Annotated in this window: 20 protein-coding genes; 18 read left to right on the forward strand and 2 right to left on the reverse strand. The window is 37.5% G+C overall.

Features of this window, described 5'->3' with window-relative positions:
* Positions 1-19: 19 nt before the first annotated feature.
* Genes ACKI3H_RS06170 through pyrE form a run of 6 tightly spaced genes read left to right on the forward strand, consistent with a single transcriptional unit; the run spans position 20 to position 7,891 of the window.
* A complete protein-coding gene (locus ACKI3H_RS06170) occupies positions 20-1,312 on the forward strand; it encodes a dihydroorotase (protein WP_407371413.1) in 1,293 nt (430 codons plus the stop codon).
* On the forward strand, positions 1,309-2,397 hold the full coding sequence (locus ACKI3H_RS06175) for a carbamoyl phosphate synthase small subunit (protein ID WP_407371414.1): 1,089 nt from the start codon (positions 1,309-1,311) through the stop codon (positions 2,395-2,397). The genes ACKI3H_RS06170 and ACKI3H_RS06175 overlap by 4 nt, the downstream gene beginning before the upstream one ends.
* Positions 2,390-5,569 carry a carbamoyl-phosphate synthase large subunit gene (gene carB / locus ACKI3H_RS06180; protein ID WP_407371415.1) on the forward strand — a complete coding sequence of 1,060 codons (3,180 nt, stop codon included), beginning with the start codon at positions 2,390-2,392 and terminating at the stop codon, positions 5,567-5,569. Before ACKI3H_RS06175 ends, carB begins: the two co-directional genes overlap by 8 nt.
* 52 nt (positions 5,570-5,621) lie before the next feature.
* The gene (locus ACKI3H_RS06185) at positions 5,622-6,551 is read left to right on the forward strand and encodes a dihydroorotate dehydrogenase (protein WP_407371416.1); all 930 of its coding nucleotides are present in this window, start codon (positions 5,622-5,624) and stop codon (positions 6,549-6,551) included.
* A complete protein-coding gene (gene pyrF / locus ACKI3H_RS06190) occupies positions 6,541-7,266 on the forward strand; it encodes an orotidine-5'-phosphate decarboxylase (protein ID WP_407371417.1) in 726 nt (241 codons plus the stop codon). The genes ACKI3H_RS06185 and pyrF overlap by 11 nt, the downstream gene beginning before the upstream one ends.
* Positions 7,259-7,891, forward strand: a complete 633-nt coding sequence (pyrE, locus tag ACKI3H_RS06195; protein ID WP_407371418.1) for an orotate phosphoribosyltransferase — start codon at positions 7,259-7,261, stop codon at positions 7,889-7,891. The genes pyrF and pyrE overlap by 8 nt, the downstream gene beginning before the upstream one ends.
* Positions 7,892-7,959: 68 nt before the next feature.
* Here the strand turns inward: pyrE and ACKI3H_RS06200 are convergent, their stop codons facing one another.
* A complete protein-coding gene (locus ACKI3H_RS06200; RefSeq protein ID WP_407371419.1) occupies positions 7,960-9,669 on the reverse strand; it encodes an NFACT RNA binding domain-containing protein in 1,710 nt (569 codons plus the stop codon).
* A gap of 197 nt (positions 9,670-9,866) precedes the next feature.
* Here ACKI3H_RS06200 and ACKI3H_RS06205 point away from each other — a divergent pair, with 197 nt between their 5' ends.
* From ACKI3H_RS06205 to ACKI3H_RS06255, 11 genes are all read left to right on the forward strand, one after another.
* Positions 9,867-10,565: a carbonic anhydrase family protein gene (locus tag ACKI3H_RS06205; RefSeq protein ID WP_407371420.1), complete on the forward strand. Its 699-nt coding sequence runs from the start codon at positions 9,867-9,869 to the stop codon at positions 10,563-10,565.
* A gap of 434 nt (positions 10,566-10,999) precedes the next feature.
* Complete coding sequence (gene trpX / locus ACKI3H_RS06210) at positions 11,000-11,977, forward strand: tryptophan ABC transporter substrate-binding protein (RefSeq protein WP_407371421.1); 978 nt, start codon at positions 11,000-11,002, stop codon at positions 11,975-11,977.
* A gap of 28 nt (positions 11,978-12,005) precedes the next feature.
* Positions 12,006-12,896, forward strand: a complete 891-nt coding sequence (locus ACKI3H_RS06215) for an ABC transporter permease (RefSeq protein ID WP_407371422.1) — start codon at positions 12,006-12,008, stop codon at positions 12,894-12,896.
* A gap of 1 nt (position 12,897) precedes the next feature.
* A complete protein-coding gene (locus ACKI3H_RS06220; RefSeq protein WP_407371423.1) occupies positions 12,898-13,716 on the forward strand; it encodes an ABC transporter ATP-binding protein in 819 nt (272 codons plus the stop codon).
* A gap of 152 nt (positions 13,717-13,868) precedes the next feature.
* Positions 13,869-14,315, forward strand: a complete 447-nt coding sequence (locus tag ACKI3H_RS06225) for a MarR family winged helix-turn-helix transcriptional regulator (protein ID WP_407371424.1) — start codon at positions 13,869-13,871, stop codon at positions 14,313-14,315.
* A 70-nt stretch (positions 14,316-14,385) separates the two neighbouring features.
* Positions 14,386-14,700 carry a hypothetical protein gene (locus ACKI3H_RS06230; protein ID WP_407371425.1) on the forward strand — a complete coding sequence of 105 codons (315 nt, stop codon included), beginning with the start codon at positions 14,386-14,388 and terminating at the stop codon, positions 14,698-14,700.
* Positions 14,701-14,782: 82 nt separating this feature from the next.
* Complete coding sequence (locus ACKI3H_RS06235; protein ID WP_407371426.1) at positions 14,783-15,301, forward strand: type 1 glutamine amidotransferase domain-containing protein; 519 nt, start codon at positions 14,783-14,785, stop codon at positions 15,299-15,301.
* A 430-nt stretch (positions 15,302-15,731) separates the two neighbouring features.
* Entirely contained in the window at positions 15,732-16,469 is a 738-nt protein-coding gene (locus ACKI3H_RS06240; RefSeq protein WP_407371427.1) for a methionine ABC transporter ATP-binding protein, read from the forward strand.
* Entirely contained in the window at positions 16,462-17,148 is a 687-nt protein-coding gene (locus tag ACKI3H_RS06245; RefSeq protein ID WP_407371428.1) for a methionine ABC transporter permease, read from the forward strand. The genes ACKI3H_RS06240 and ACKI3H_RS06245 overlap by 8 nt, the downstream gene beginning before the upstream one ends.
* Positions 17,149-17,178: 30 nt before the next feature.
* Positions 17,179-18,039, forward strand: a complete 861-nt coding sequence (locus ACKI3H_RS06250; protein ID WP_407371429.1) for a MetQ/NlpA family ABC transporter substrate-binding protein — start codon at positions 17,179-17,181, stop codon at positions 18,037-18,039.
* A 318-nt stretch (positions 18,040-18,357) separates the two neighbouring features.
* Complete coding sequence (locus tag ACKI3H_RS06255; RefSeq protein WP_407371430.1) at positions 18,358-18,963, forward strand: ECF transporter S component; 606 nt, start codon at positions 18,358-18,360, stop codon at positions 18,961-18,963.
* A 31-nt stretch (positions 18,964-18,994) separates the two neighbouring features.
* On the opposite strand, the gene ACKI3H_RS06260 is transcribed toward ACKI3H_RS06255, so the two are convergent.
* Entirely contained in the window at positions 18,995-19,972 is a 978-nt protein-coding gene (locus tag ACKI3H_RS06260; protein WP_407371431.1) for a diaminopimelate dehydrogenase, read from the reverse strand.
* 631 nt (positions 19,973-20,603) lie between these two features.
* On the opposite strand from ACKI3H_RS06260, the gene ACKI3H_RS06265 reads away from it, so the two are divergent.
* Positions 20,604-21,269, forward strand: coding sequence for a YrrS family protein (locus ACKI3H_RS06265; RefSeq protein WP_407371432.1), 666 nt, complete (start codon positions 20,604-20,606; stop codon positions 21,267-21,269).
* Positions 21,270-21,296: the final 27 nt, after the last annotated feature.

Below are 21,296 nucleotides of genomic sequence, written 5' to 3' on the forward strand. Positions count from 1 at the left end.
TACCTCAGGAGATGAAGCCATGACGATTTGGATTAAAAATGCCGTGATGTTAACCAAAAATGAAGACTATCAGCCCATTGAACTATTAATCGATGGAGAACTGATCCAAGCTATTGGATCAGATTTAACCTCGCTTATCCAAGAGACGGATAAGGTTATCGATGCACGCGGAGCATTCGTTGCTCCGGGCTTGATTGATGTCCATGTTCATTTAAGAGAACCAGGGTTTTCGTATAAAGAAACCATTAAGACTGGAACGATGGCAGCCGCACGTGGCGGATTCACAACCGTTTGCGCTATGCCCAATGTTCAACCAGAACCGGATACAGCTGAGAAAATGCACACTCTTCAAGCAAAGATTGCTCGAGATGCTGTGGTAAAGGTCAAACAGTATGCGCCAATCACAATGGGGCTACGGAGTGAAACCTTAACCAACCAAAAAGAGTTGTTAGAAGCTGGAGCATTTGCTTTTACCAATGATGGAGTAGGAGTTCAGACAGCAGGTACGATGTATTTAGCTATGAAAGAAGCCGCAAAAAACAACACCATTATCGTAGCGCATACAGAAGATGATTCCTTATTATTTGGAGGTGTCATGCATGAAGGAACACGCAATAAAACATTAGGACTGCCGGGGATTTTGAATGTGGCTGAAGCAAGTCAAATTGCACGTGATGTTTTGCTCAGTGAAGCAACTGGCGCTCATTACCATGTCTGTCATGTCTCAACGAAGGAAAGCGTAAGAGTCATCCGTGATGCAAAACGTGCGGGTATCCATGTGACTGCTGAAGTTGCACCCCATCATTTATTATTGACAGAAGATGACATTCCAAATGATACCAGTATCTATAAAATGAATCCTCCCTTGAGAGGGAAAGAAGACCGCCAATCCTTAATCGATGGTTTGTTGGATGGCACAATCGATATCATCGCAACTGACCATGCCCCACATTGCAAAGAAGAAAAAGCTGGTGGAATGGTGGATTCGCCTTTTGGAATCGTAGGCAGTGAAACAGCTTTTTCCTTACTCTACACACACCTAGTAGGAAAAGGTATTGTATCCCTTGCTCAATTGATTGATTGGATGGCCTATAAACCAGCAAAGCTCTTTCATTTAGACGGTGGAACGATTGAAGTCGGTCAAAAAGCTGATTTAGCCTTTTTCGATCTCTCAACGCCTAAAGAGATATTAGCCGAAGACTTTCTTTCTTTGGCCACAAACACACCCTTTATAGGATGGTCTGTTAAAGGGACGACCACAATGACATTCGTTGATGGGAAATTAGTTTATCAGGAGGGATTCGTACAATGAATCGATTATTGCTGCTAGAAGATGGAAGTATTTTTAAAGGAAAAGGATTTGGGGCGGCAAGTGACGCAACTGGGGAAGTCGTTTTTTCAACCGGAATGACCGGTTATCAAGAATCAATCACGGATCAGTCATACAATGGTCAAATGTTGGTTTTCACCTATCCATTGATTGGAAATGCAGGAATCAATCGTGACGATTATGAATCGATTGATCCCACAACAAAAGCGGTCATCGTAAAAGAATTTGCCCGCGTTCCTTCCAACTGGAGAAGTCAAATGAGTTTAGATGAATTTTTAAAAAATAAAAAAATCCCTGGTTTAGCCGGTGTCGATACAAGAAAGCTAACACGGATCATCCGTGAACATGGCACCATGCGTGGAATGATCATTGATGCAGAAGATGATCTTAAGCATGCTTTTGATCAATTAAAAGCCACTGTGCTGCCTTCTAATCAGGTTGCCCAAGTCTCTACGACTCGTTCTTATGTGAGCCCTGGAAAGGGAAAAAACGTCGTTGTCATTGATTTTGGACTGAAGCACAGTATCTTGAACGAATTAAATCAACGGGACTGTCACGTGACAGTTTTGCCATACAATACAAGTGCTGAAACCATATTGAGTCTACAACCAGATGGGGTCATGTTGACCAATGGACCAGGAGATCCTACATCGTTGCCACAAGTATTGACCATGATCCAAGAAATCCAAGAAAAATTCCCAGTATTTGGAATTTGTTTAGGTCACCAATTGATTGCTTTAGCAAATGGAGCCAGTACATTCAAAATGAAGTTTGGTCACCGCGGATTTAATCATCCGGTGAAAGAAATCGCAACAGGAAGAATTGATTTCACGTCACAAAATCATGGCTATGCCGTTGATGCAGCTTCGATTGATAAAGAAAAACTGCTTGTGACACATATCGAATTGAATGACGGAACAGTCGAAGGGGTCAAGCACCGCTATCATCCAGTTTTCAGTGTCCAGTATCATCCAGATGCAGCACCTGGGCCACATGATGCAGCTCACTTATTTGATCAATTTATGGAATTAATGGATGCTTGGAAGGAGACAAAAAAGAATGCCTAAACGGATAGACTTAACTAAAATCATGGTTATTGGATCAGGACCGATCGTTATTGGTCAAGCAGCTGAATTTGATTACGCAGGTACTCAAGCGTGTCTAGCATTAAAAGAAGAAGGTTATGAAGTCGTATTGGTCAACTCAAATCCAGCAACCATTATGACGGATAAAGAAATTGCCGACAAAGTGTACATTGAACCCCTTACGTTAGAATTTGTTTCACAAATCCTGCGTAAGGAACGTCCAGATGCCATTTTACCCACATTAGGTGGTCAAACAGGACTGAATATGGCGATGGAATTATCCAATTCTGGCATACTAGAAGAGTTGGGCATCGAATTGCTGGGAACAAAATTAAGTGCAATCGATCAAGCTGAGGACAGAGATCTGTTTCGGACATTGATGAAAGAACTGAATGAACCCGTTCCTGAAAGTGAGATCGTTCATACCGTTGCAGAAGCATTGACGTTCGCTGAACAAATTGGCTTCCCCTTAATCGTTCGCCCTGCGTTTACAATGGGAGGAACTGGTGGAGGAATTTGTGATAACGAGGAAGAGTTGAAGGAAATCGTTAAAAATGGATTGAAATTATCGCCAGTCAACCAATGTCTTGTCGAGATCAGTATTGCGGGATACAAAGAAATCGAGTACGAAGTGATGCGGGACAAAAATGACAATGCGATTGTTGTCTGTAACATGGAAAACTTTGACCCTGTTGGAATACATACAGGAGACTCCATCGTTTTTGCTCCGACGCAGACCTTAACCGATAAAGAACACCAAATGTTGCGCGACTCTTCATTAAAAATCATTCGCGCTTTAGGTATTGAAGGAGGGTGCAATGTCCAACTAGCACTCGATCCAGATAGCTTCAACTACTACATCATTGAAGTAAATCCACGTGTCAGTCGTTCCTCAGCTTTAGCAAGTAAAGCAACAGGCTACCCAATTGCTAAGCTAGCCGCAAAAATCGCTGTTGGTTTAACGTTGGATGAAATGAAAAACCCAGTGACCGGAACAACGTATGCTGAATTCGAGCCGGCTTTAGATTATGTCGTCGCAAAAATTCCGCGTTGGCCATTTGATAAGTTTGAACAAGGTGACCGAAGATTAGGAACGCAAATGAAGGCTACAGGAGAAGTTATGGCAATCGGTCGGACAATTGAAGAAGCCTTATTAAAAGCGGTTCGTTCACTTGAAATAGGCGTCTCTCATATCTTGTTAGAAGAAGCATCACTAGCAACGGATGAAGTATTGATTGAAAAAATCATTAAAGCTGAAGATGATCGTTTATTCTATTTAGCAGAAGGCATACGACGTGGGTACACGATTGAAGACTTGGCTAATTTAACCAAAATCGATTTGTTTTTCTTAGATAAAATGCTTCATATTGTGGAGTTGGAAGATGAACTAAAAGAAAATGTACAGGCTATTGATGTACTGACTACGGCAAAAGAGTACGGCTTCTCAGATAACGCTATTGCAAAGTTATGGAAAACAGATGAGCGTGAGGTTATGGAGTTGCGTTACGAAAACGATATCGTCCCTGTTTATAAAACAGTCGATACTTGTGCTGCAGAGTTCGATTCCAATACGCCTTATTTTTATAGTACGTATGAAGAAGAAAACGAGAGCATTGTCTCAGATAAAAAATCTGTCTTAGTACTAGGATCAGGTCCCATTCGAATCGGACAAGGAGTGGAGTTTGATTATGCTACGGTCCATTCTGTTAAAGCCATCCAACAAGCAGGATATGAAGCGATTATTATGAATAGCAATCCGGAAACCGTTTCAACGGACTTCTCCATTTCAGACAAACTTTATTTTGAACCTTTGACACTAGAAGACGTCATGCATGTCATTCGCCTAGAGCAGCCGATAGGAGTTATTGTTCAGTTCGGAGGGCAAACAGCTATTAATCTGGCAGAACCTCTAACGAAAATGGGGATTACATTATTAGGAACGAGTGTAGAAGATTTAGATCGCGCAGAAAACAGAAATCTATTTGAACAAGCACTGAATGAACTACAGGTACCTCAACCTTTAGGGGATACGGCTACAACCGAAAGTAAAGCCGTAGTCATTGCGGATCGGATTGGATATCCCGTTTTAGTTCGTCCGAGTTACGTTTTAGGTGGCCGGGGCATGCAAATTGTCGATACTCAGCCAGATTTAGAAAATTACATGCGAAATGCGGTAAAGGCTTCTCCAGAACATCCTGTATTAATCGATCGTTACTTAGTAGGAAAAGAAGTTGAAGTAGATGCTATCTGCGATGGGGAAACCGTTCTTATCCCTGGGATCATGGAACACATCGAACGTTCAGGCGTCCATTCTGGGGATTCGATGGCGGTCTATCCACCTCAATCCTTATCAAAAGAAATCCAAGATACAATTGTGGATTACACCACTCGTTTGGCGCTTGGTTTGAATTGTATCGGTATGATGAACGTTCAATTTGTCCTTCATGACAACACGGTTTACGTGATAGAAGTTAACCCTCGGGCAAGTCGGACTGTGCCATTTTTAAGTAAAGTTACAGGGATTCCAATGGCTCAAGTCGCAACTAAAGCAATTTTAGGCCAATCTCTTAAGGCACAAGGTTACAAGGATGGGTTATATAAAGAGTCGGCTTTGATTCACGTAAAAGCTCCAGTGTTCTCGTTTACGAAACTGCAAAAAGTAGATGCTTTATTAGGACCAGAGATGAAATCTACAGGAGAAGTCATGGGAAGTGATACAACGATGGAGAAGGCACTTTATAAAGCCTTTGAAGGAAGCTACATGCATTTGCATGATCACGGAACAGTATTGTTTACGATTTCCGATGAAGACAAAGAAGAGTCCTTAATTCTAGCTAAGCGATTTTATGACATTGGCTATACAATCGTGACAACTGAAGGAACAGGACAGTTTTTTGCCGAGCACCACTTGCCGGTTCAAATCGTGGCTAAACTACAGCAAGATACCGATGAAACAGTCTTGGACCTCATTCAAGGAAACGCCATTCAAGTAGTAATCAATACGATGACTACCGGAATTGGAGTGGTCAACGATGGAGAAATCATTCGGAAAACGGCCATTGAACAAGGCATTCCTTTGCTAACGTCACTCGATACAGTATCGGCTATTCTTAATGTGCTTGAGTCGCGTAATTTTATGACCAGCCCACTATAAAACAAGGATTTTTTCGACTAAAGATAAAAAAGAATTAAACGGGGGTTAGAAAATGAATCGCTTAGCAGTAAAATTACCAGGGTTAGATTTGAAAAATCCTATTATGCCAGCCAGTGGAACATTTGGGTTTGGTGAACTCTATTTGGATCAATATGACTACACTGTATTAGGAGCCATTATTATTAAGTCAACGACAATTGATGCACGAGAAGGAAATGCGAATCCCCGTTATCATCACTTGGAAAATGGCGTTTTAAATGCGGTAGGATTAAAAAACCCCGGAGTGGACGTGATCGTAGCTGAGAAATTACCGTTGTTAGCTAAATTTGATACACCCATCATTGCTAGTGTTGCCGGTAAAACAGTTGAAGAATATATTGAAGTTACAAAAAAATTATGTCAATCACCAACCGTTCGTGCACTTGAAATCAATGTATCCTGCCCCAATGTCAAAGAAGGCGGGTTAACGTTTGGTTCTAAACCTGAATCAGTGTACGACATCACAAAAGCAGTAAAAGCTGTTTCCACGGTTCCGATTTATATTAAACTAACCCCAAATGTAACCAATATTGTCGAAATCGCTCAAGCTGCTGAAAAAGGTGAGGCAGACGGTATCAGCATGATTAACACCTTATTGGGAATGAGTATTGATGTTGAGACCAAAAGACCAATCTTAGCAAATAAAACAGGTGGCCTTTCCGGTCCAGCTGTCAAGCCGATCGCTATCCGGATGGTCTATCAAGTCTCTCGTGCAGTCTCCATACCGATTATTGGAGTGGGCGGTATTTCAACCGTGGATGATGTGTTGGAGATGTTCATGGCCGGCGCTAGCGCAGTTGCAATTGGTACAGCTAATTATGCTAATCCTATGATTTGCAAAGAATTGATTGAAGCTTTACCTAAACGAATGGATGAACTCGGTATTGAGTCGATTGAATCGCTAGTGAAAGAAGTAAAGGAGGGTCAAAGAGATGAAAAGTAGACCTATCATTGCCTTAGATTTCTCAACGTTATCTCAAGTAACTCATTTCTTAGACCAGTTTAAGGATGAACCGTTATTTATTAAAGTTGGTATGGAACTGTTTTACCAAAATGGTCCTGAAATTGTGACGGATCTTAAACAATTAGGGCATGATGTTTTTTTAGATCTAAAACTGCACGATATCCCGAACACTGTTCAACGGTCAATGAAGGGAATAGCAGCCATGGGCGTTGATATGATCAATGTTCATGCTGCTGGCGGTAAATCCATGATGGAAGCTGCAATGGAGGGATTACTTTCAGGTACTCCAACAAGCGCTCAACCGCCTAAATTGATTGCGGTCACTCAATTGACATCTACAACACAAACCATGATGCAGCAAGACCAGTTGATTCCTGTATCCTTAATGGAAAGTGTTCTTCATTACGCTAAATTAACTCAGTCAGCTGGTTTAGACGGTGTTGTTTGTTCAGCTCTAGAGGCAAAAAGTATCAAGGAATCTACTGGAAAAGAATTTTTATGTGTTACACCTGGTATACGCTCAGCAGGATCAACTGTTGGCGATCAAAAAAGAATTGCTACGCCGTCGAGTGCTAGAGAAAATGGTTCATCTATGATTGTTGTTGGCCGTCCTATTACACAAGCAGAGGACCCAGTGGCTGCCTATCATACAATAAAAGAACAATGGCAAGGAGGCAATAATGAGCATGACTAGTGAAAAACGAATTGCTGAACAACTACTATCGATTGGCGCAGTAAGCTTAAATCCAACAATTCCTTTTACTTGGGCCAGTGGAATAAAAAGTCCGATATACTGTGACAATCGCATTACGATGAGTTATCCATCCGTAAGACGAGAAATAGCACAAGGGTTAGCTAAAATGATTACTACCCATTATCCAGATGTAGAAGTTATTGCTGGAACAGCTACTGCAGGCATTCCACATGCTGCATGGGTAGCAGAATTGCTTGACCTGCCTATGGTATACATTCGGAGCAAGGCAAAAGATCATGGTAAAGGGAATCAAATCGAAGGTCGAATAGCGGATAATCAAAAAATGGTTGTAATCGAAGATTTGATTTCTACAGGCGGAAGTGTCATTGAAGCTGCGCAGGCAGCAGCTAGTGAAGGAGCAAATATTTTAGGTGTAGCAGCCATCTTTAATTATGAGCTGCCGCAAGGAATAGAAAATTTCGAAAAAAACAAGCTTCCATTAGTTACATTAACTCATTATTCTGCTTTGATTGAAACAGCATTTGAAAGAGGAATAATTAAAGAGTATGAGATAGCATTGCTACAAGAATGGAAAAAAGATCCAGTGAATTGGTCGATCAACTAAAAAAGTAACGCATCCATAGTATTACAGTAGGGATGCGTTACTTTTAAGTTTAAAAATAAGTGTAAGAATCATTCTTTTAAGCGATGAACTAACTCTTTATCTGGGGTAACATAGACTGTACGTTGACCCTCATAGATCACAAATCCAGGTTTTGCTCCATTCGGTTTTCGAATTTTTTTTACGTCGACATAATCTACCGGAACAGATGCAGATAACTGTGATTTTGAGAAGTAGGCAGCAATATTAGCCGCTTCTAAAATTGTTTCTTCACTAGGATCAGCAGACTGAATGATCACATGTGAACCTGGAATGTTTTTGGTGTGCAGCCAAATATCTGATTTTCGAGCAGTTTTAAGTGTTAATTGATCATTTTGCAAATTGTTTTTCCCTACTAAAATTGGTGTGCCATCGGAAGAACGATAAAGATCTGGTTGACTTAATTTAGCTTGTTTTTGTTTTTTCTTAGATTTCTTTTTCTTCATATAGCCTTGTTGTATCAATTCTTCTTTAATCTCAGCGATATCTTTTGGAGTAGCTAATTCTAGTTGTGTTGAGACAGACTCCAAATAATCGATTTCTTCTTTAGTTAAGCGCATTTGCTCATTGACATAGGCAATGGCATTTTTTAATTTTTGGTATTTTGAAAAGTACTTTTGGGCATTTTGAGAAGGTGTTTTTCTAGGATCAAGAGAAATCGTCATAGGTTTTTCATTATCATAAAAATTGGTTAACGTAACTTCTTTTTGTCCTTTGGTCATTTTATAGAGATAAGCGGTTAACAATTCACCTTGGACTCTGTATTCATCGGCTAATTCAGTTTCATCAAGCGTCTTTTGAAGTTTTTTCATTTTTTTCTTATTTCGTTGAAGTTCGACTTGAATCAAATGAATTAAATCTGATCCTTGCTGCTGAACACGATCTCTGTCGGCTTTACTCTCGTAGTACTTATCAAGCAGTTTGCTTAAAGAAGGATAACCTACATGTTCTCCTTCGATGCTTAGATAAGGAAGCGGGGTGAAAAATTCTTTTTTAGAACCCTGCGTTAAGGTCGGAGAGATATTTCCACTGCGCACAGTATCCATAAATGAATCAAATAAGACCGATAAGTTTTCTACATTATTTTCACTACGGTAAAAGAGTTCTTTTGCCGTATCCGCACCGATCCCTTGATAAATTTGCTGCAATCTTTTTTCGTAAGGCAAATCTGGATCTTCAAAAGCTGTTATTAATTCAGTTAATTCAGAACTGCTTGTTTCAAAGGGATTCAGTTTGTCTTGGTGAGGTGGAGATTGGTAAGTAGCACCAGGCATAATAAAACGGAATGAATTTTGACTCGTAGGTACATGTTTGATTGTATCTAAAATACGCTGTGTATCTTGCTCGATCAGAAGAATGTTACTGTGTCGGCCCATCAATTCTACAATCAAGATAACATTTTGAACATCACCAATTTCATCACGGCTCTTAAACCTAAAATGAATAACGCGGTCATTTCCTACTTGTTGAATATCTTCTAAAATAGCTCCTTCAAGATGTTTCCTCATAATCATACAAAAATTTGGAGGAGAGCTAGGATTTTCATAAGGAATCTCTGTTAGTTGAATACGTGCATAGCTTGGGTGAGCGGATAGGAGTAGTTTGTGGTTTTTCCCATTTGCTCGCATAACAACAACTATTTCATTTGGATAAGGTTGATGGATTTTTGACACTCGTCCATTTTTTAATGCTTCGCTTAATTCATTTACCATCGCATGAGTAAAAATACCATCAAATGACATGTGTTTCCCTTCTTTCATGATCGATTAGTTGAATCGATTCTATTTAACTTTTTAACTAAATCAGCCTTAATCGTGCTGTATTTATCAGTATACCATTTTTTTATTAAAAATGGATAGTAGAAAGTCGGATACAAATAGTTGCATAATAAGAATAAAAAAAGATACAATATGTATTGGAAACTCTAGGAGGGAAACAAATGGAATGGTATTACCAAGGAGATAGAGGTCCAGACAATTGGAAAACCATTTGTTCGGCCTTTTATCAAGCAGAAACAGAAAGTTTACAATCGCCAATCGCATTAGATGATGATCAAGAAAACTTAACTATCTCACAGCATTCGCTGAGATTTGATTACAATAGAACGTTATTTGAATCATCGTTTTTTAACCATACCGTTCATTTATCACCAAAAACAAATGAAAAAGTAAACTTTGTTACCTTTAATCATAAAAAATATTTTTTAGAAGATCTGCATTTTCATTTGCCGAGTGAGCATGAAATTAACCAAGAATCTTTTCCATTAGAATTTCATTTGGTACACCGTTCTGCAAAAAATGAACTTTTAGTTGTAGGAGTCACTGTATTGCCTTCAGAACGCCCGATGAATACTGTATTAGCAGCAATAGATGAGAGAGCTTTACATCCGCGTATCGCGGAGAGAGGTTTGACTGTTCCAATCGAATTGAGCCGTCTATTGCCAGAAAAAAAACAGTTTTATCATTATACTGGATCATTAACTACACCTCCAACTTCAGGTCCGGTAGAGTGGATCGTATTCCGACACCAAACTTATATGAGACAAGGTTTACTTCAAGCATTTAAGCGAAATGTCGGGAAAACAAATAGACCACTACAACCCAGATCAGGCAGACCGATTTACTTATCAGATTGTTAATTGTTCGTGTATTTCTCATTTTATTACTTGACACGTCACAACACAACTAGTAAGATTATTGTAATAGAAAAACAGCAAAGGAGTTCTCAGGATGCTAAATAACTTATCTTATATTGGACAATTGAATAGCAGTTGGCAAAGCCAAGATAGATAGGTTGATCCATGAGAACGCTCATAGATGCAACCTTCAGTGTACTGAATGTATGTATCTATGTTGGTTTATTTGAAGACAGTCTAGACTTCCGATCCACATAGAGAGAATATTTAATTCTATTTCTATGTGGATTTTGTTTTGCAAAAAACAGCTTCCACGAATCATTTGTGGAAGCTGTTTTTTTATTTTGATTATTGGAGCGTGTACGATGGAAAAGAAACGATGGCGATTTTGTTGGTAAGGCTTAATAAAACGTAATCATTATTGGAGGATGAAGGATATGAAAAAAATGATTGGCTTCATTATTTGTTTAGTAGCACTTTTAACGGTTGCTTTTTTTACTACTAAAACTGAAACAGTTACAAAAGAGGAAAAACCTATGGTCGGTATTCTACAACTGACAAGTCATCCAGCTCTTGACCTCATTTATAAAGGAATTGTAGATGAGTTAAACGATGCGGGTTATATTGACGGAGAAACAATGACATTAGATTTTCAAAATGCTCAAGGTGACCAAAGCAACTTAAATTCGATGAGTACTCGATTTGTTAGTAGAGGAGCTGATGTGATGGTCGGTATAGCAACTCCTTCGGCTCAAGCATTAGCGAACAGCTCTCAAGATATTCCTATCGTGTTAGGTGCTGTTACGGATCCTGAGGGCTCTGGATTAGTTAAAAGCAATGAAGCTCCTGGCGGGAATATTACAGGGGTGAGTGACTTAACACCCATTAAGGAACAATTTTCTTTAATCAAGGAAGTTCTACCTGAAGCTCAAAAAATCGGGATTTTATATTCATCAAGTGAAGACAATTCAATTGTACAAGCTGAACAAGCCATTGAGATTGCTGAAGAAATGGGATTAGATACTCAAGTCATGACGGTTTCTTCAACGAACGATGTTGCTCAGGTAGCATCTACTTTAGCTGCACAAGTTGACGCTATATGGGTTCCTACCGATAATACGATAGCTAGTGCAATGAATACATTAGTATCCGCTGCAGATTCAAATCTGATTCCAGTTTTTCCAGCTGTAGATACTATGGTAGAAGAAGGCGGCTTAGCAACTGTTGGATTAGATCAATACGAATTAGGTCGTTTGACAGGTGAAATGGTAGTAGCTATTTTAAATGGTGATGCAGATCCTTCAACTACTCCTATTCGCTATCTCGATCAAGGGACTATCATTATCAATGAAGAAAAAGCTGAACAACTTGGTATTACTATTCCAACTCAGCTATTAGAAAAAGCAAAAAAATAGCTTAATTAACTAGAATGGGGGAAATCAAATGGATTTAATTGTTACAGCAACAGCACAAGGATTATTGTGGGGTATGATGGCTTTAGGCATATTCATTACTTATCGTATTTTAAATTTACCAGATATGACAGCAGAGGGTTCCTTTCCTTTAGGAGCTGCAGTATGTGCTCAACTTATTATTTCAGGCGTTCATCCTTTAACTGCAACCGCTATTGCCTTCATTATAGGAGCTTTGGCTGGTGCAGTTACCGGGTTTCTCATTACAAAAGCTCATATTCCTGGATTATTAGCAGGAATATTAACGATGACTGGCTTATATTCTATTAATTTGCGTATTATGCAACGAGCTAACTTGAGTTTACTTGGAAAGGCTAGATTAACTGATTTCTTTACTAAATTTAATCTACCTAGCCAATTTGATACGATTTTCTTAGGGATCATCCTTGTTTGTATCGTGATTACATTGTTGGTCTTGTTTTTCAAAACAGAATTAGGTCAAGCTGTTATTGCAACTGGTGATAATGAAAAAATGGCACGTTCATTGGGAATTTCTACCAATCAAACTAAAATACTCGGACTTATGCTTTCAAATGGACTAATTTCCGCTGCAGGAGCTCTGATTGCTCAAGACAATGGCTATGCTGATATCAGTATGGGTATCGGAACTATCGTTATCGGTCTAGCTTCAGTTATTATTGGTGAAGTAATTTTTGGAAACTTATCTTTTGTTAACCGTCTAATTTGTGTCATTTTAGGAGCGATCATTTATCGTTTTATCATCATGTTCGTCTTACTGGTCGGATTACAGCCCAATGATTTGAAACTTATTTCAGCAATCATTTTAGCTTTCTGTCTAGCATTACCAAGTTTACGTACAAAATATAATTTAAATTTCTTCCAAAAAAAGGAGTTGTTGTAAGATGACTACTAATACACCAGTTTTATCATTAAAGGGACTAACAAAACAATTCAATAAAGGAACGCCAAATCAAAATACCGTATTAAATGATTTAAACTTAGAAGTTAAAAAAGGTGATTTCATTACGATTATTGGTGGAAACGGAGCTGGGAAATCGACATTGCTAAACAGCATTGCTGGCAATTTTATGATTGATAAAGGTTCTATCCTGTTGGGAGAGAAAGATTTAACTCCTTTGAAAGAAGAAAAACGTGCGGGATCAATTGGTAGGGTCTTTCAAGATCCAGTTATGGGAACAGCTCCTCGAATGACTGTAGGTGAAAATTTAGCTATTGCCTATCGTAGAGGAAAGAAACGCTCTCTTCGAAAAGGAACATCGGATAAGGAGCGTGAGTACTTTAAAAAGGTTTTAGCTGAATTAGGCTTAGGTTTAGAAAATCGTTTGGATAGCGAAATGGGATTACTGTCTGGTGGTCAGCGTCAATCTATTGCACTGTTAATGGCAACGATGAATAAACCAGAACTTTTATTATTAGATGAGCATACAGCAGCGTTAGATCCCAAAACAGCAAAAGTCGTTTTAGAACTGACTAAGACACGAATTGAACAAGAAGAATTGACAGCTCTGATGGTCACACATAATATGAACGATGCGTTAAAATATGGAAATCGATTGATCATGCTCGATGGTGGAAAAGTGATTGTTGATTTATCTGGAGACGATAAGAAGAACTTAACAGTTCCAGATGTACTGGTTCTGTTTCAAACAGCCACAGACTCTAGCAGTCAATTATCTGATGAACTTTTATTAAGTCGTTAAACAAGTGACAATACTAAAAAATATAATGCTAACAAATAGTTCAGGACATTTGTCATGGACTATTTTGTTTTAGTGTACAATTTTAATCGATAGTTGTATAATACACATATATTAGTTGTATGATACAATTGACCTTAGATAGGAGCGTTTACGTGAATAATCATCCTGAAATACCAATACATTCGTTGATTCAACGTTTCCTGGAATTTAGTCAAAATTATGCTAAATTAGAAAAACAATTACTTGCTAAACATAAGATAACTAAATCAGGATTCTTGATTATGTCTTTTATAAAAGATGAAAAAATAACCTTAAATGAATTGGCTAGCCATTCTGAATTAGATAAATCAACGTTAAGTCGTCAAATTAAAGCATTAGAAAAAAACGGATTTATTTTAAAGGAACAAGGAATTGACAAAAGAGTTAGCCAACTCTCAGTAACTTCTGAAGCACGACAATTGCTTTTAATGGTTTCATTTGAACTTGAGAAAGCATACAGTACTATTTTTAAAAGTTGGCCTGATGATGAAAAACAACTCTTACTTGTTTTAATGGGCAGGGTCAATCGAAGCATTCAATCTTTCCAAGTAGAAAAGTAGAAGATTTTTGCAATTCACTCAAAACCAGTTACAATTATGAATGAATTATGAAACCAAAGGAGACGAATACATGGATCCAAAAACACTTAACGGTTTAACGAAAGAAGAATTGATAGAACTTATCATTAGTCAGAGTGAAGAGTTGAAAGAGCAAGATATTCATTTAGAAGCCGAAGTAGAAGAAAATCGATTTATAAAAAGTTTAGGATTTGTAGATGGATACAAAAATTATCAAAATTATTTTATTCGTTTTTTTGAAGATGAAAGTGAAGGAACCGCTAAAAAAGGAAGTATTTTTTTGGGTATTTTAGAAGATTTTATCAACGATTATGGAAGCGAACCCGTTCGTGAGTTAATGGAAGAATTTATTGAAGATCAGATTTAAGTTACCCAAGATTTGCACTCCTTTAGAGGAATTGATAAACTAGTGTTAGTCATATATTGAATTGTTGAGGAGGAGTTAAGAGATGTCTGTAGAAAATAAAAAGATTATCGCTTTAGTTAGTGATGATTTTGAAGATTTAGAATTGTGGTATCCTGTCCTTCGTTTAAGAGAAGCTGGAGCTATTGTACATTTAGTAGGAGAGAAGAAAGATACCATTTATCATGGAAAATACGGGGTGCCGGTAACGTCTGATTATAGTTTTGAAGAAATCATTAAAGAAAACTACGATGGTATTTTAGTTCCTGGAGGATGGTCACCGGATAAATTAAGACGTTTTCCAGAAGTTATTGAATTCGTTCAATATTTTGATCAACAAAAGAAACCTATCGGACAAATCTGCCACGCTGGTTGGGTACTGATCTCAGCTGGAATTCTTAATGGAGTCAACGTTACGAGTACTCCTGGAATTAAAGATGATATGACTAATGCCGGAGCCATTTGGCATGATACACCAGCTATTACAGATGGACATATCGTTTCAAGTCGCAGACCGCCAGATCTTCCTGAGTACATGAAACAATATATTGCGTCATTTGAATAAACTAAAACAATAGAAAAGAAAGCTGACAAATGTCATGCTTCTTTTTCTATTGTTTTTTTTGTACTCTAGATTTTATAAAACAGGGAAACACTAAACGTAATTTATTAAAGCAACTGTATTATTAGTTCATTACACCATATTATTTTAAGAAGATCCAATAAAAACAATGTTGTTTTTATTGGATCTTCTTTTAGAAAAACGAGACCTACAAAACCCTATTCTTCAAGCTTTGCTAAATTTTATTTTTTTAGCTATTTAAAAAATTAGACCTCTTATTGATTCTATTTTTGAAAAAAACTATACTAATTTTTGTGTGAAAGAACAGAATGCTACTTAAGTTCTCTAGTTTAACGAGATGAAATGACTCTTGCGCAAGTTATCTATCTTAATGAACAGGAACAGTTTCATAACAATAGGAGGTGTTTCTGAAATGATTGAATTAAAAGGTGTCTCAAAAGGATTCATAGGACAAAATGGAGCATTCAAAGCCGTTGATCAGGTTAGTTTGTCTATTGAAAAAAATGAACTGTTTGGTGTTATTGGAGAAAGCGGAGCAGGAAAATCAACGTTATTACGCTTTATTAATGCTTTAGAACAGCCGGATGAAGGCCAGATAATCGTTAACAATGTAGATGTTCAGCAACTATCTAAAAAAGAATTGCGACTCTATAAAAAAAAAATCAGTATGATCTTTCAACAGTTTAATTTACTCAGCAATAAAACTGTTGAAGAAAACATCTTGTTGCCTTTAGAACTATATGATTACAAACAGACTTTACCGATTGAAACCGTATTGGATTTTGTTGGATTGGATGATAAACGCACCAGTTATCCTGCTGAGCTTTCTGGTGGACAAAAGCAGCGTGTCGGTATCGCGCGTGCATTGATCACACGACCGACTATCCTGCTTTGTGATGAACCAACGTCTGCTTTAGACCAGGGAACAACGAAGGAAATCGTCGATGTGCTAAAAAGGGCTCATCAAGAATTCGGAATGACTGTGGTAATCGTGACGCATGAGTTAGAAGTGATTAAAGAATTATGCACACGTGCTGCAGTGATTGAAAAGGGACGATTGATTGATACAATTCAAGTAACCCGTAAAAATGAGCAGAAAATATTTAAGTCTTATCACCAACGGGCATTGGAGGTGTTAAGTAATGTCTGATTCGTTGAAAATCTATTTTGAGCGCGTGCTTGATCACGCGCCAAATTTGATAGAAAGCCTCTACGAAACCGCTATTATGATGGGCTTTTCTATGGTTGCGGCTATTCTTTTAGGACTGCCATTGGGAACCTTGCTCTTTTTAACGGCAAAAGGAAAACCAATGGAAAACAATTGGCTCTATCAATTAGCCAATATTTTTGTCAATATTATCCGTTCATTTCCATTTTTATTATTAGTGATTGCCATGCAGCCAGCTATTCGTCACTTCTATGGACGTGCAACAGGAGATCCAATTGCTTCATCATTTCCAATGATGCTTATTGCAATCGTACTTTATGCACGTTTTGTTGAGCAGTCCCTGCTTGACGTGCCTAAAGGTGTAATAGAAACGGCTCAGTCTATGGGCGCAACTATTCCTCAACTGGTATGGAAATTTTTATATGTAGAAGCACGAAGTTCGTTATTAATTGGGTTCACTACAGCTTTTGTTAGTTTTATTTCTTATTCTACTATTATGGGAGTTGTCGGTGGAGGGGGGATTGGAGATTTTGCGATTCGTTATGGTTATCAACGATATGAAACCGATATTATGTATACAGCAATCATCATTATTATTATTTTTGTCGTCTTAGTGCAATGGTTAGGACTAAAAATTGCGCATAAGATCGATAAGAGGTAACACAATTTATTTTCAAAAGGAGAGAGTTTAATGATAAGAAAAGGTTTATTTATAAGTAGTTTGGCTTTAGTTCTAGCAGCATGCGGTACAGGTAATTCAGATTCAGGCAGTTCATCAGAGGTTGCAACTACTGATGGATCGGCTGAACAAGAAGAAATTGTCATCAAGGTAGCCTCTCATTTGCCACCAATGACAGACATTGTTGAAATAGCTGGAGAAGTCATCGCTGAACCCTATAAAGTAGAGTTAGTCGAAGTGTCCGATAATATCCAGTACAATGAAGCGTTACTTAATGATGAGGTAGATGCCAACTTTGCACAACATAAACCGTTTATGGAAAAATTCAATACTGAACGTGATGGAAATTTAGTGGCTCTTCAAACGATTTATAATCCAGTTGTAGGATTTTATTCACCTGTTTACGATTCAATCGAAGAACTTGAAGATGGAGCTGAGGTAGCAATTCCTAGCGATGTTTCTAATGAAGCTAGAGCTTTATCTATATTAGATCACTACGAAGTCATTACACTGAATCCTGAAATAGACAACCATGAAGCGACCGTAGAAGATATTACAGAAAATCCTAAGAATTTAACATTTACACACATTGATTTACTAAACTTAACAGGAGCATATGAAGATGGGGTAGAACTTGTTTTTAACTACCCAACTTACATTGACAGTATTGGATTGAAAACAGAAGATGCTGTCTTATTAGAAGATGATGATGCCTATACCTTTGCGATACAATTGATTGCACGTGAAGACAATCAAGATTCTGCTGAGATTCAAGCGTTACTTGAAGCTTTTACATCTCAAGAAGTTTACGATTACTTGGATGAATTATCAAAAATTGGACATTTAGAGCCAGCATTTCAACCAGCTAAGTAAATAAAACTCACAAAATAGTTTTATTTAAATGGGAAAAGCTCCTGGATTTATGCTTAAAAATTATAAGCAAAGGCTTAATTTTAAAGCTCAATACAGGAGGACTTTTCTCTTTTTGTTTGCGTAAAGATGTTGTTTGCTTAATAAAAGAGGAGTATTAACTGTAGAAACCAATAGTTTAATCCTACTCAGATAGGGAATCTCTCATTCTTTAAATGAGTTGAGGATTAGAGAGATTTATAATGATATTACATGCAAAATAATGTAAAATAACAGTAGATAAACTTAATATAGATTTTTTCCAAAGAAAGAAGGGTTAAGATGTACCAAAAAAATAGGAATGCTTATAGAACAGCTATCTTAGGTATTCTTACAGCTATTATTATTATTCAAAATTTCGTACCATTATTAGGGTACATTCCTATTCCTCCTTTAAATCCGACAATCATTCATATTACGGTTATTGTAGTATCTATTACACTTGGAACAAAAGATGGGATGATCATTGGTTCTGTTTGGGGAATTACTCGTATGATCAAAGCCTTTACAATGCCGGCTTCACCGTTTGATTATTTTTTATGGAGGAATCCCATTATTGCGATCCTTCCACGTATTCTTGTTGGTTTTGTAGCGGGTTATACGTATAATGTCTTAAAAAAAAGAGTAGCTAAAGATTCAACAGCAATGATTATTTCTTCTATCTTAGCTTCATTAACAAATACAGTAATGGTACTAGGCTTAATCTATGTTATCTATGGTGAGACTTATGCTTCAATGTTAGAGGTAGACTATTCAAACCTGTTAGGAGTTTTAGGGACAGTTGTTTTAACAAATGGAGTAGGTGAGGCGATAGCTGCTGCCATTATTGCACCTATTATAGCGCGTCCCTTAAAGAAATTTAGTACGCAAAATTTAAAAAAACCGTAGAAGAGGTTAACTCTTCTACGGTTTTTTTCTATTATAGCAATTCTTTTCTTAATTCTGCAGGAGATTTATCTGACAAGTAAGTCATTGGAACATCCAGTACACTAAAAGCACCAGTTTTTCCTTCTTGTTTAAACTTAACAGCAGCTCTGGCGTAAGCTACCAAGATAGAAGAAGTAAATTCAGGGTTACTTTCTAATTCAAGTTGGAATTCAGCTTTTTGCTTACTTCCGGTCTCAGATTCTCCAGTTCGGATAACAAATCCACCATGAGGCATTTTCTGATGATCTCTTTCAAATTGTTCTTCATCAATAAAATGAACGACCGTTTCGTAAGGTTCAAAATAATTTGGCATAGTTTTGATTGTGTTTTCGATCTCTGCTTGATTTGCCCCTTCATCAGAAACAATGTAACAAATCCGCATATGTTTTTCTCGGGTTGTAAGTTCAGGGTTTTGGCCTTTACGGACTTCATCTAAAGCTTGATCAATAGGGACCGTATATTGAACTCCTTTATTTACTCCCACAACACGGCGAATAGCATCTGAATGTCCTTGACTAAGGCCTTTTCCCCAGAAAGTATACGTTTGCCCAACGGGTAGGACAGCTTCAAATAATGCACGGTTAAGCGAAAACAAACCTGGATCCCAACCTACTGAGATAATGCTAACATTTTGACCACTATTAGCAGCGCGATCTATTGCTTCAAAATATGCTGGAATTTCCCCATGATTATCATAACTATCAATGGTCGAAAAATGTTTTGCTAGTTCTGGCCCTTGCACTGGCAAGTCAGTGGCTGATCCGCCACATAATAATAAAACATCAATCGCATCTTTGTAGTTTAAAATATCGTCTATACTTACTGTAGGCAAGTTGGAATCTACATCTGCAGGATTACGTCTAGTAAAGACCGCAACACCCTCCATATCGTTAAATTGATTGATTGCTAGTTCGACACCTCTTCCAATGTTGCCGTAGCCAACCAAACCGATTCGAATTTTTTGAGTCATTTTATTTATCTCCAATCTATAGTTGAAATGTCATCGTTCACTTTTAGTATAATAGATATTAGAACGTTTTCCAATAAAGGGATTGAAAAAGAACAAACGTTTCATCTTCGTTTCTTTTTTGTTTTCACATGTGATATAATTTAAAGCGTAGAAAAGTTTAAGGCGGCGGCTAACTCTTGTAAAATGGGGTGATGCCGATGTTTTTTGTTTGGGCTTTCCCTAGAAAGGAAAACTCATGAGCATTTATGAGGCACTGATGTTTGCATTAGCTTTTGCAACTCTTGTTTTAAAAATCTCGTCAAACAAAAAAAAGTAACCGTCTAAGCTTTAGCGAGTAGGACGATTACTTTTGTATTATGTTCTATAGTAGCTGCCGTCTTTAACGGTTCTATTCTAAAGAGGGGTATGTTGACGCATATCTCTCTTTTCATGTATAGTTTAGCATGGTTTGTTGGCTTTTTCAAATGAAATTACTATTTTAACCTTATTACAAATAAATAAAAAAAATGAAAAACGAAACAGAATGGTAATGCTAGCTTAACGTATTTAATCCATTTCAATGGTATACTACTTAAGTAGTTTTCAAAAAATGAAAACAAAGTAAATCATTTTAAAGATTGGAGAATTAAGTATGAAGGATCCTAAAGGCAATAAAAAAAATACACGTTCAAATAAATATGATAAAGAAAGAAAAACGGTAAAAATATTAACGTTTGCAGTTGTGATTGCTGCATTGGTTGTTGTCGTACTAATCATCATGTCACTTTTTAGTGGGGGAGATGAGCCACAAGAAAGTACAACTGAAAGTTCTAGCCTGATTATAAAAGACAGTTCCGAATCAATTCAAAGTGACTCTCAAAGTTCTGAAAGTAGTTCTGAAAATAGTTCTGAATCAGGATCATCTGAAAGTGAATCGAGCGAGTCAGAAGAAAGTGAAGAATCTGAGTCAGAGTCGGTTGAAACAGATGAAACAGAACCTTCAGACGATAATGTATCAGAAGCTTACACAGGTGACTGGGAACCGGTAGCCACAGAACAACAAGGAAAACATACAACAGACTTTAACAATGGTTCTCAAGATCGTGCTGAAATCAAAAAAGCCGCTGCAGTTGCAACAGGTTTAAATGAATCAGATATGATTGAATGGTGGGTTGAAAATGGTGGGGCAGAGCAGGTAGTAGCAACTGTTTCAGATAGCAGCCAAACAAAAACGTATCGCGTTTACTTGAACTGGGTAGATGATCAAGGATGGCAACCAACGAAAGTAGAACAACTAAAAGAAAATGATAAACAATAAGAAATTTAAACGGACCTAACTGCAATT

It is taken from the genome of Carnobacterium sp. (genome assembly GCF_045617425.1).
In the GTDB taxonomy this organism is placed as follows: domain Bacteria; phylum Bacillota; class Bacilli; order Lactobacillales; family Carnobacteriaceae; genus Carnobacterium_B.

Coding starts and splice junctions, on each gene's coding strand:
- ACKI3H_RS06170 (WP_407371413.1), top strand. CDS start 20: ATGACGATTTGGATTAAAAATGCCGTGATGTTAACCAAAAATGAAGAC.
- ACKI3H_RS06175 (WP_407371414.1), top strand. CDS start 1,309: ATGAATCGATTATTGCTGCTAGAAGATGGAAGTATTTTTAAAGGAAAA.
- carB (WP_407371415.1), top strand. CDS start 2,390: ATGCCTAAACGGATAGACTTAACTAAAATCATGGTTATTGGATCAGGA.
- ACKI3H_RS06185 (WP_407371416.1), top strand. CDS start 5,622: ATGAATCGCTTAGCAGTAAAATTACCAGGGTTAGATTTGAAAAATCCT.
- pyrF (WP_407371417.1), top strand. CDS start 6,541: ATGAAAAGTAGACCTATCATTGCCTTAGATTTCTCAACGTTATCTCAA.
- pyrE (WP_407371418.1), top strand. CDS start 7,259: ATGACTAGTGAAAAACGAATTGCTGAACAACTACTATCGATTGGCGCA.
- ACKI3H_RS06200 (WP_407371419.1), bottom strand. CDS start 9,669: ATGTCATTTGATGGTATTTTTACTCATGCGATGGTAAATGAATTAAGC.
- ACKI3H_RS06205 (WP_407371420.1), top strand. CDS start 9,867: ATGGAATGGTATTACCAAGGAGATAGAGGTCCAGACAATTGGAAAACC.
- trpX (WP_407371421.1), top strand. CDS start 11,000: ATGAAAAAAATGATTGGCTTCATTATTTGTTTAGTAGCACTTTTAACG.
- ACKI3H_RS06215 (WP_407371422.1), top strand. CDS start 12,006: ATGGATTTAATTGTTACAGCAACAGCACAAGGATTATTGTGGGGTATG.
- ACKI3H_RS06220 (WP_407371423.1), top strand. CDS start 12,898: ATGACTACTAATACACCAGTTTTATCATTAAAGGGACTAACAAAACAA.
- ACKI3H_RS06230 (WP_407371425.1), top strand. CDS start 14,386: ATGGATCCAAAAACACTTAACGGTTTAACGAAAGAAGAATTGATAGAA.
- ACKI3H_RS06235 (WP_407371426.1), top strand. CDS start 14,783: ATGTCTGTAGAAAATAAAAAGATTATCGCTTTAGTTAGTGATGATTTT.
- ACKI3H_RS06240 (WP_407371427.1), top strand. CDS start 15,732: ATGATTGAATTAAAAGGTGTCTCAAAAGGATTCATAGGACAAAATGGA.
- ACKI3H_RS06245 (WP_407371428.1), top strand. CDS start 16,462: ATGTCTGATTCGTTGAAAATCTATTTTGAGCGCGTGCTTGATCACGCG.
- ACKI3H_RS06250 (WP_407371429.1), top strand. CDS start 17,179: ATGATAAGAAAAGGTTTATTTATAAGTAGTTTGGCTTTAGTTCTAGCA.
- ACKI3H_RS06255 (WP_407371430.1), top strand. CDS start 18,358: ATGTACCAAAAAAATAGGAATGCTTATAGAACAGCTATCTTAGGTATT.
- ACKI3H_RS06260 (WP_407371431.1), bottom strand. CDS start 19,972: ATGACTCAAAAAATTCGAATCGGTTTGGTTGGCTACGGCAACATTGGA.
- ACKI3H_RS06265 (WP_407371432.1), top strand. CDS start 20,604: ATGAAGGATCCTAAAGGCAATAAAAAAAATACACGTTCAAATAAATAT.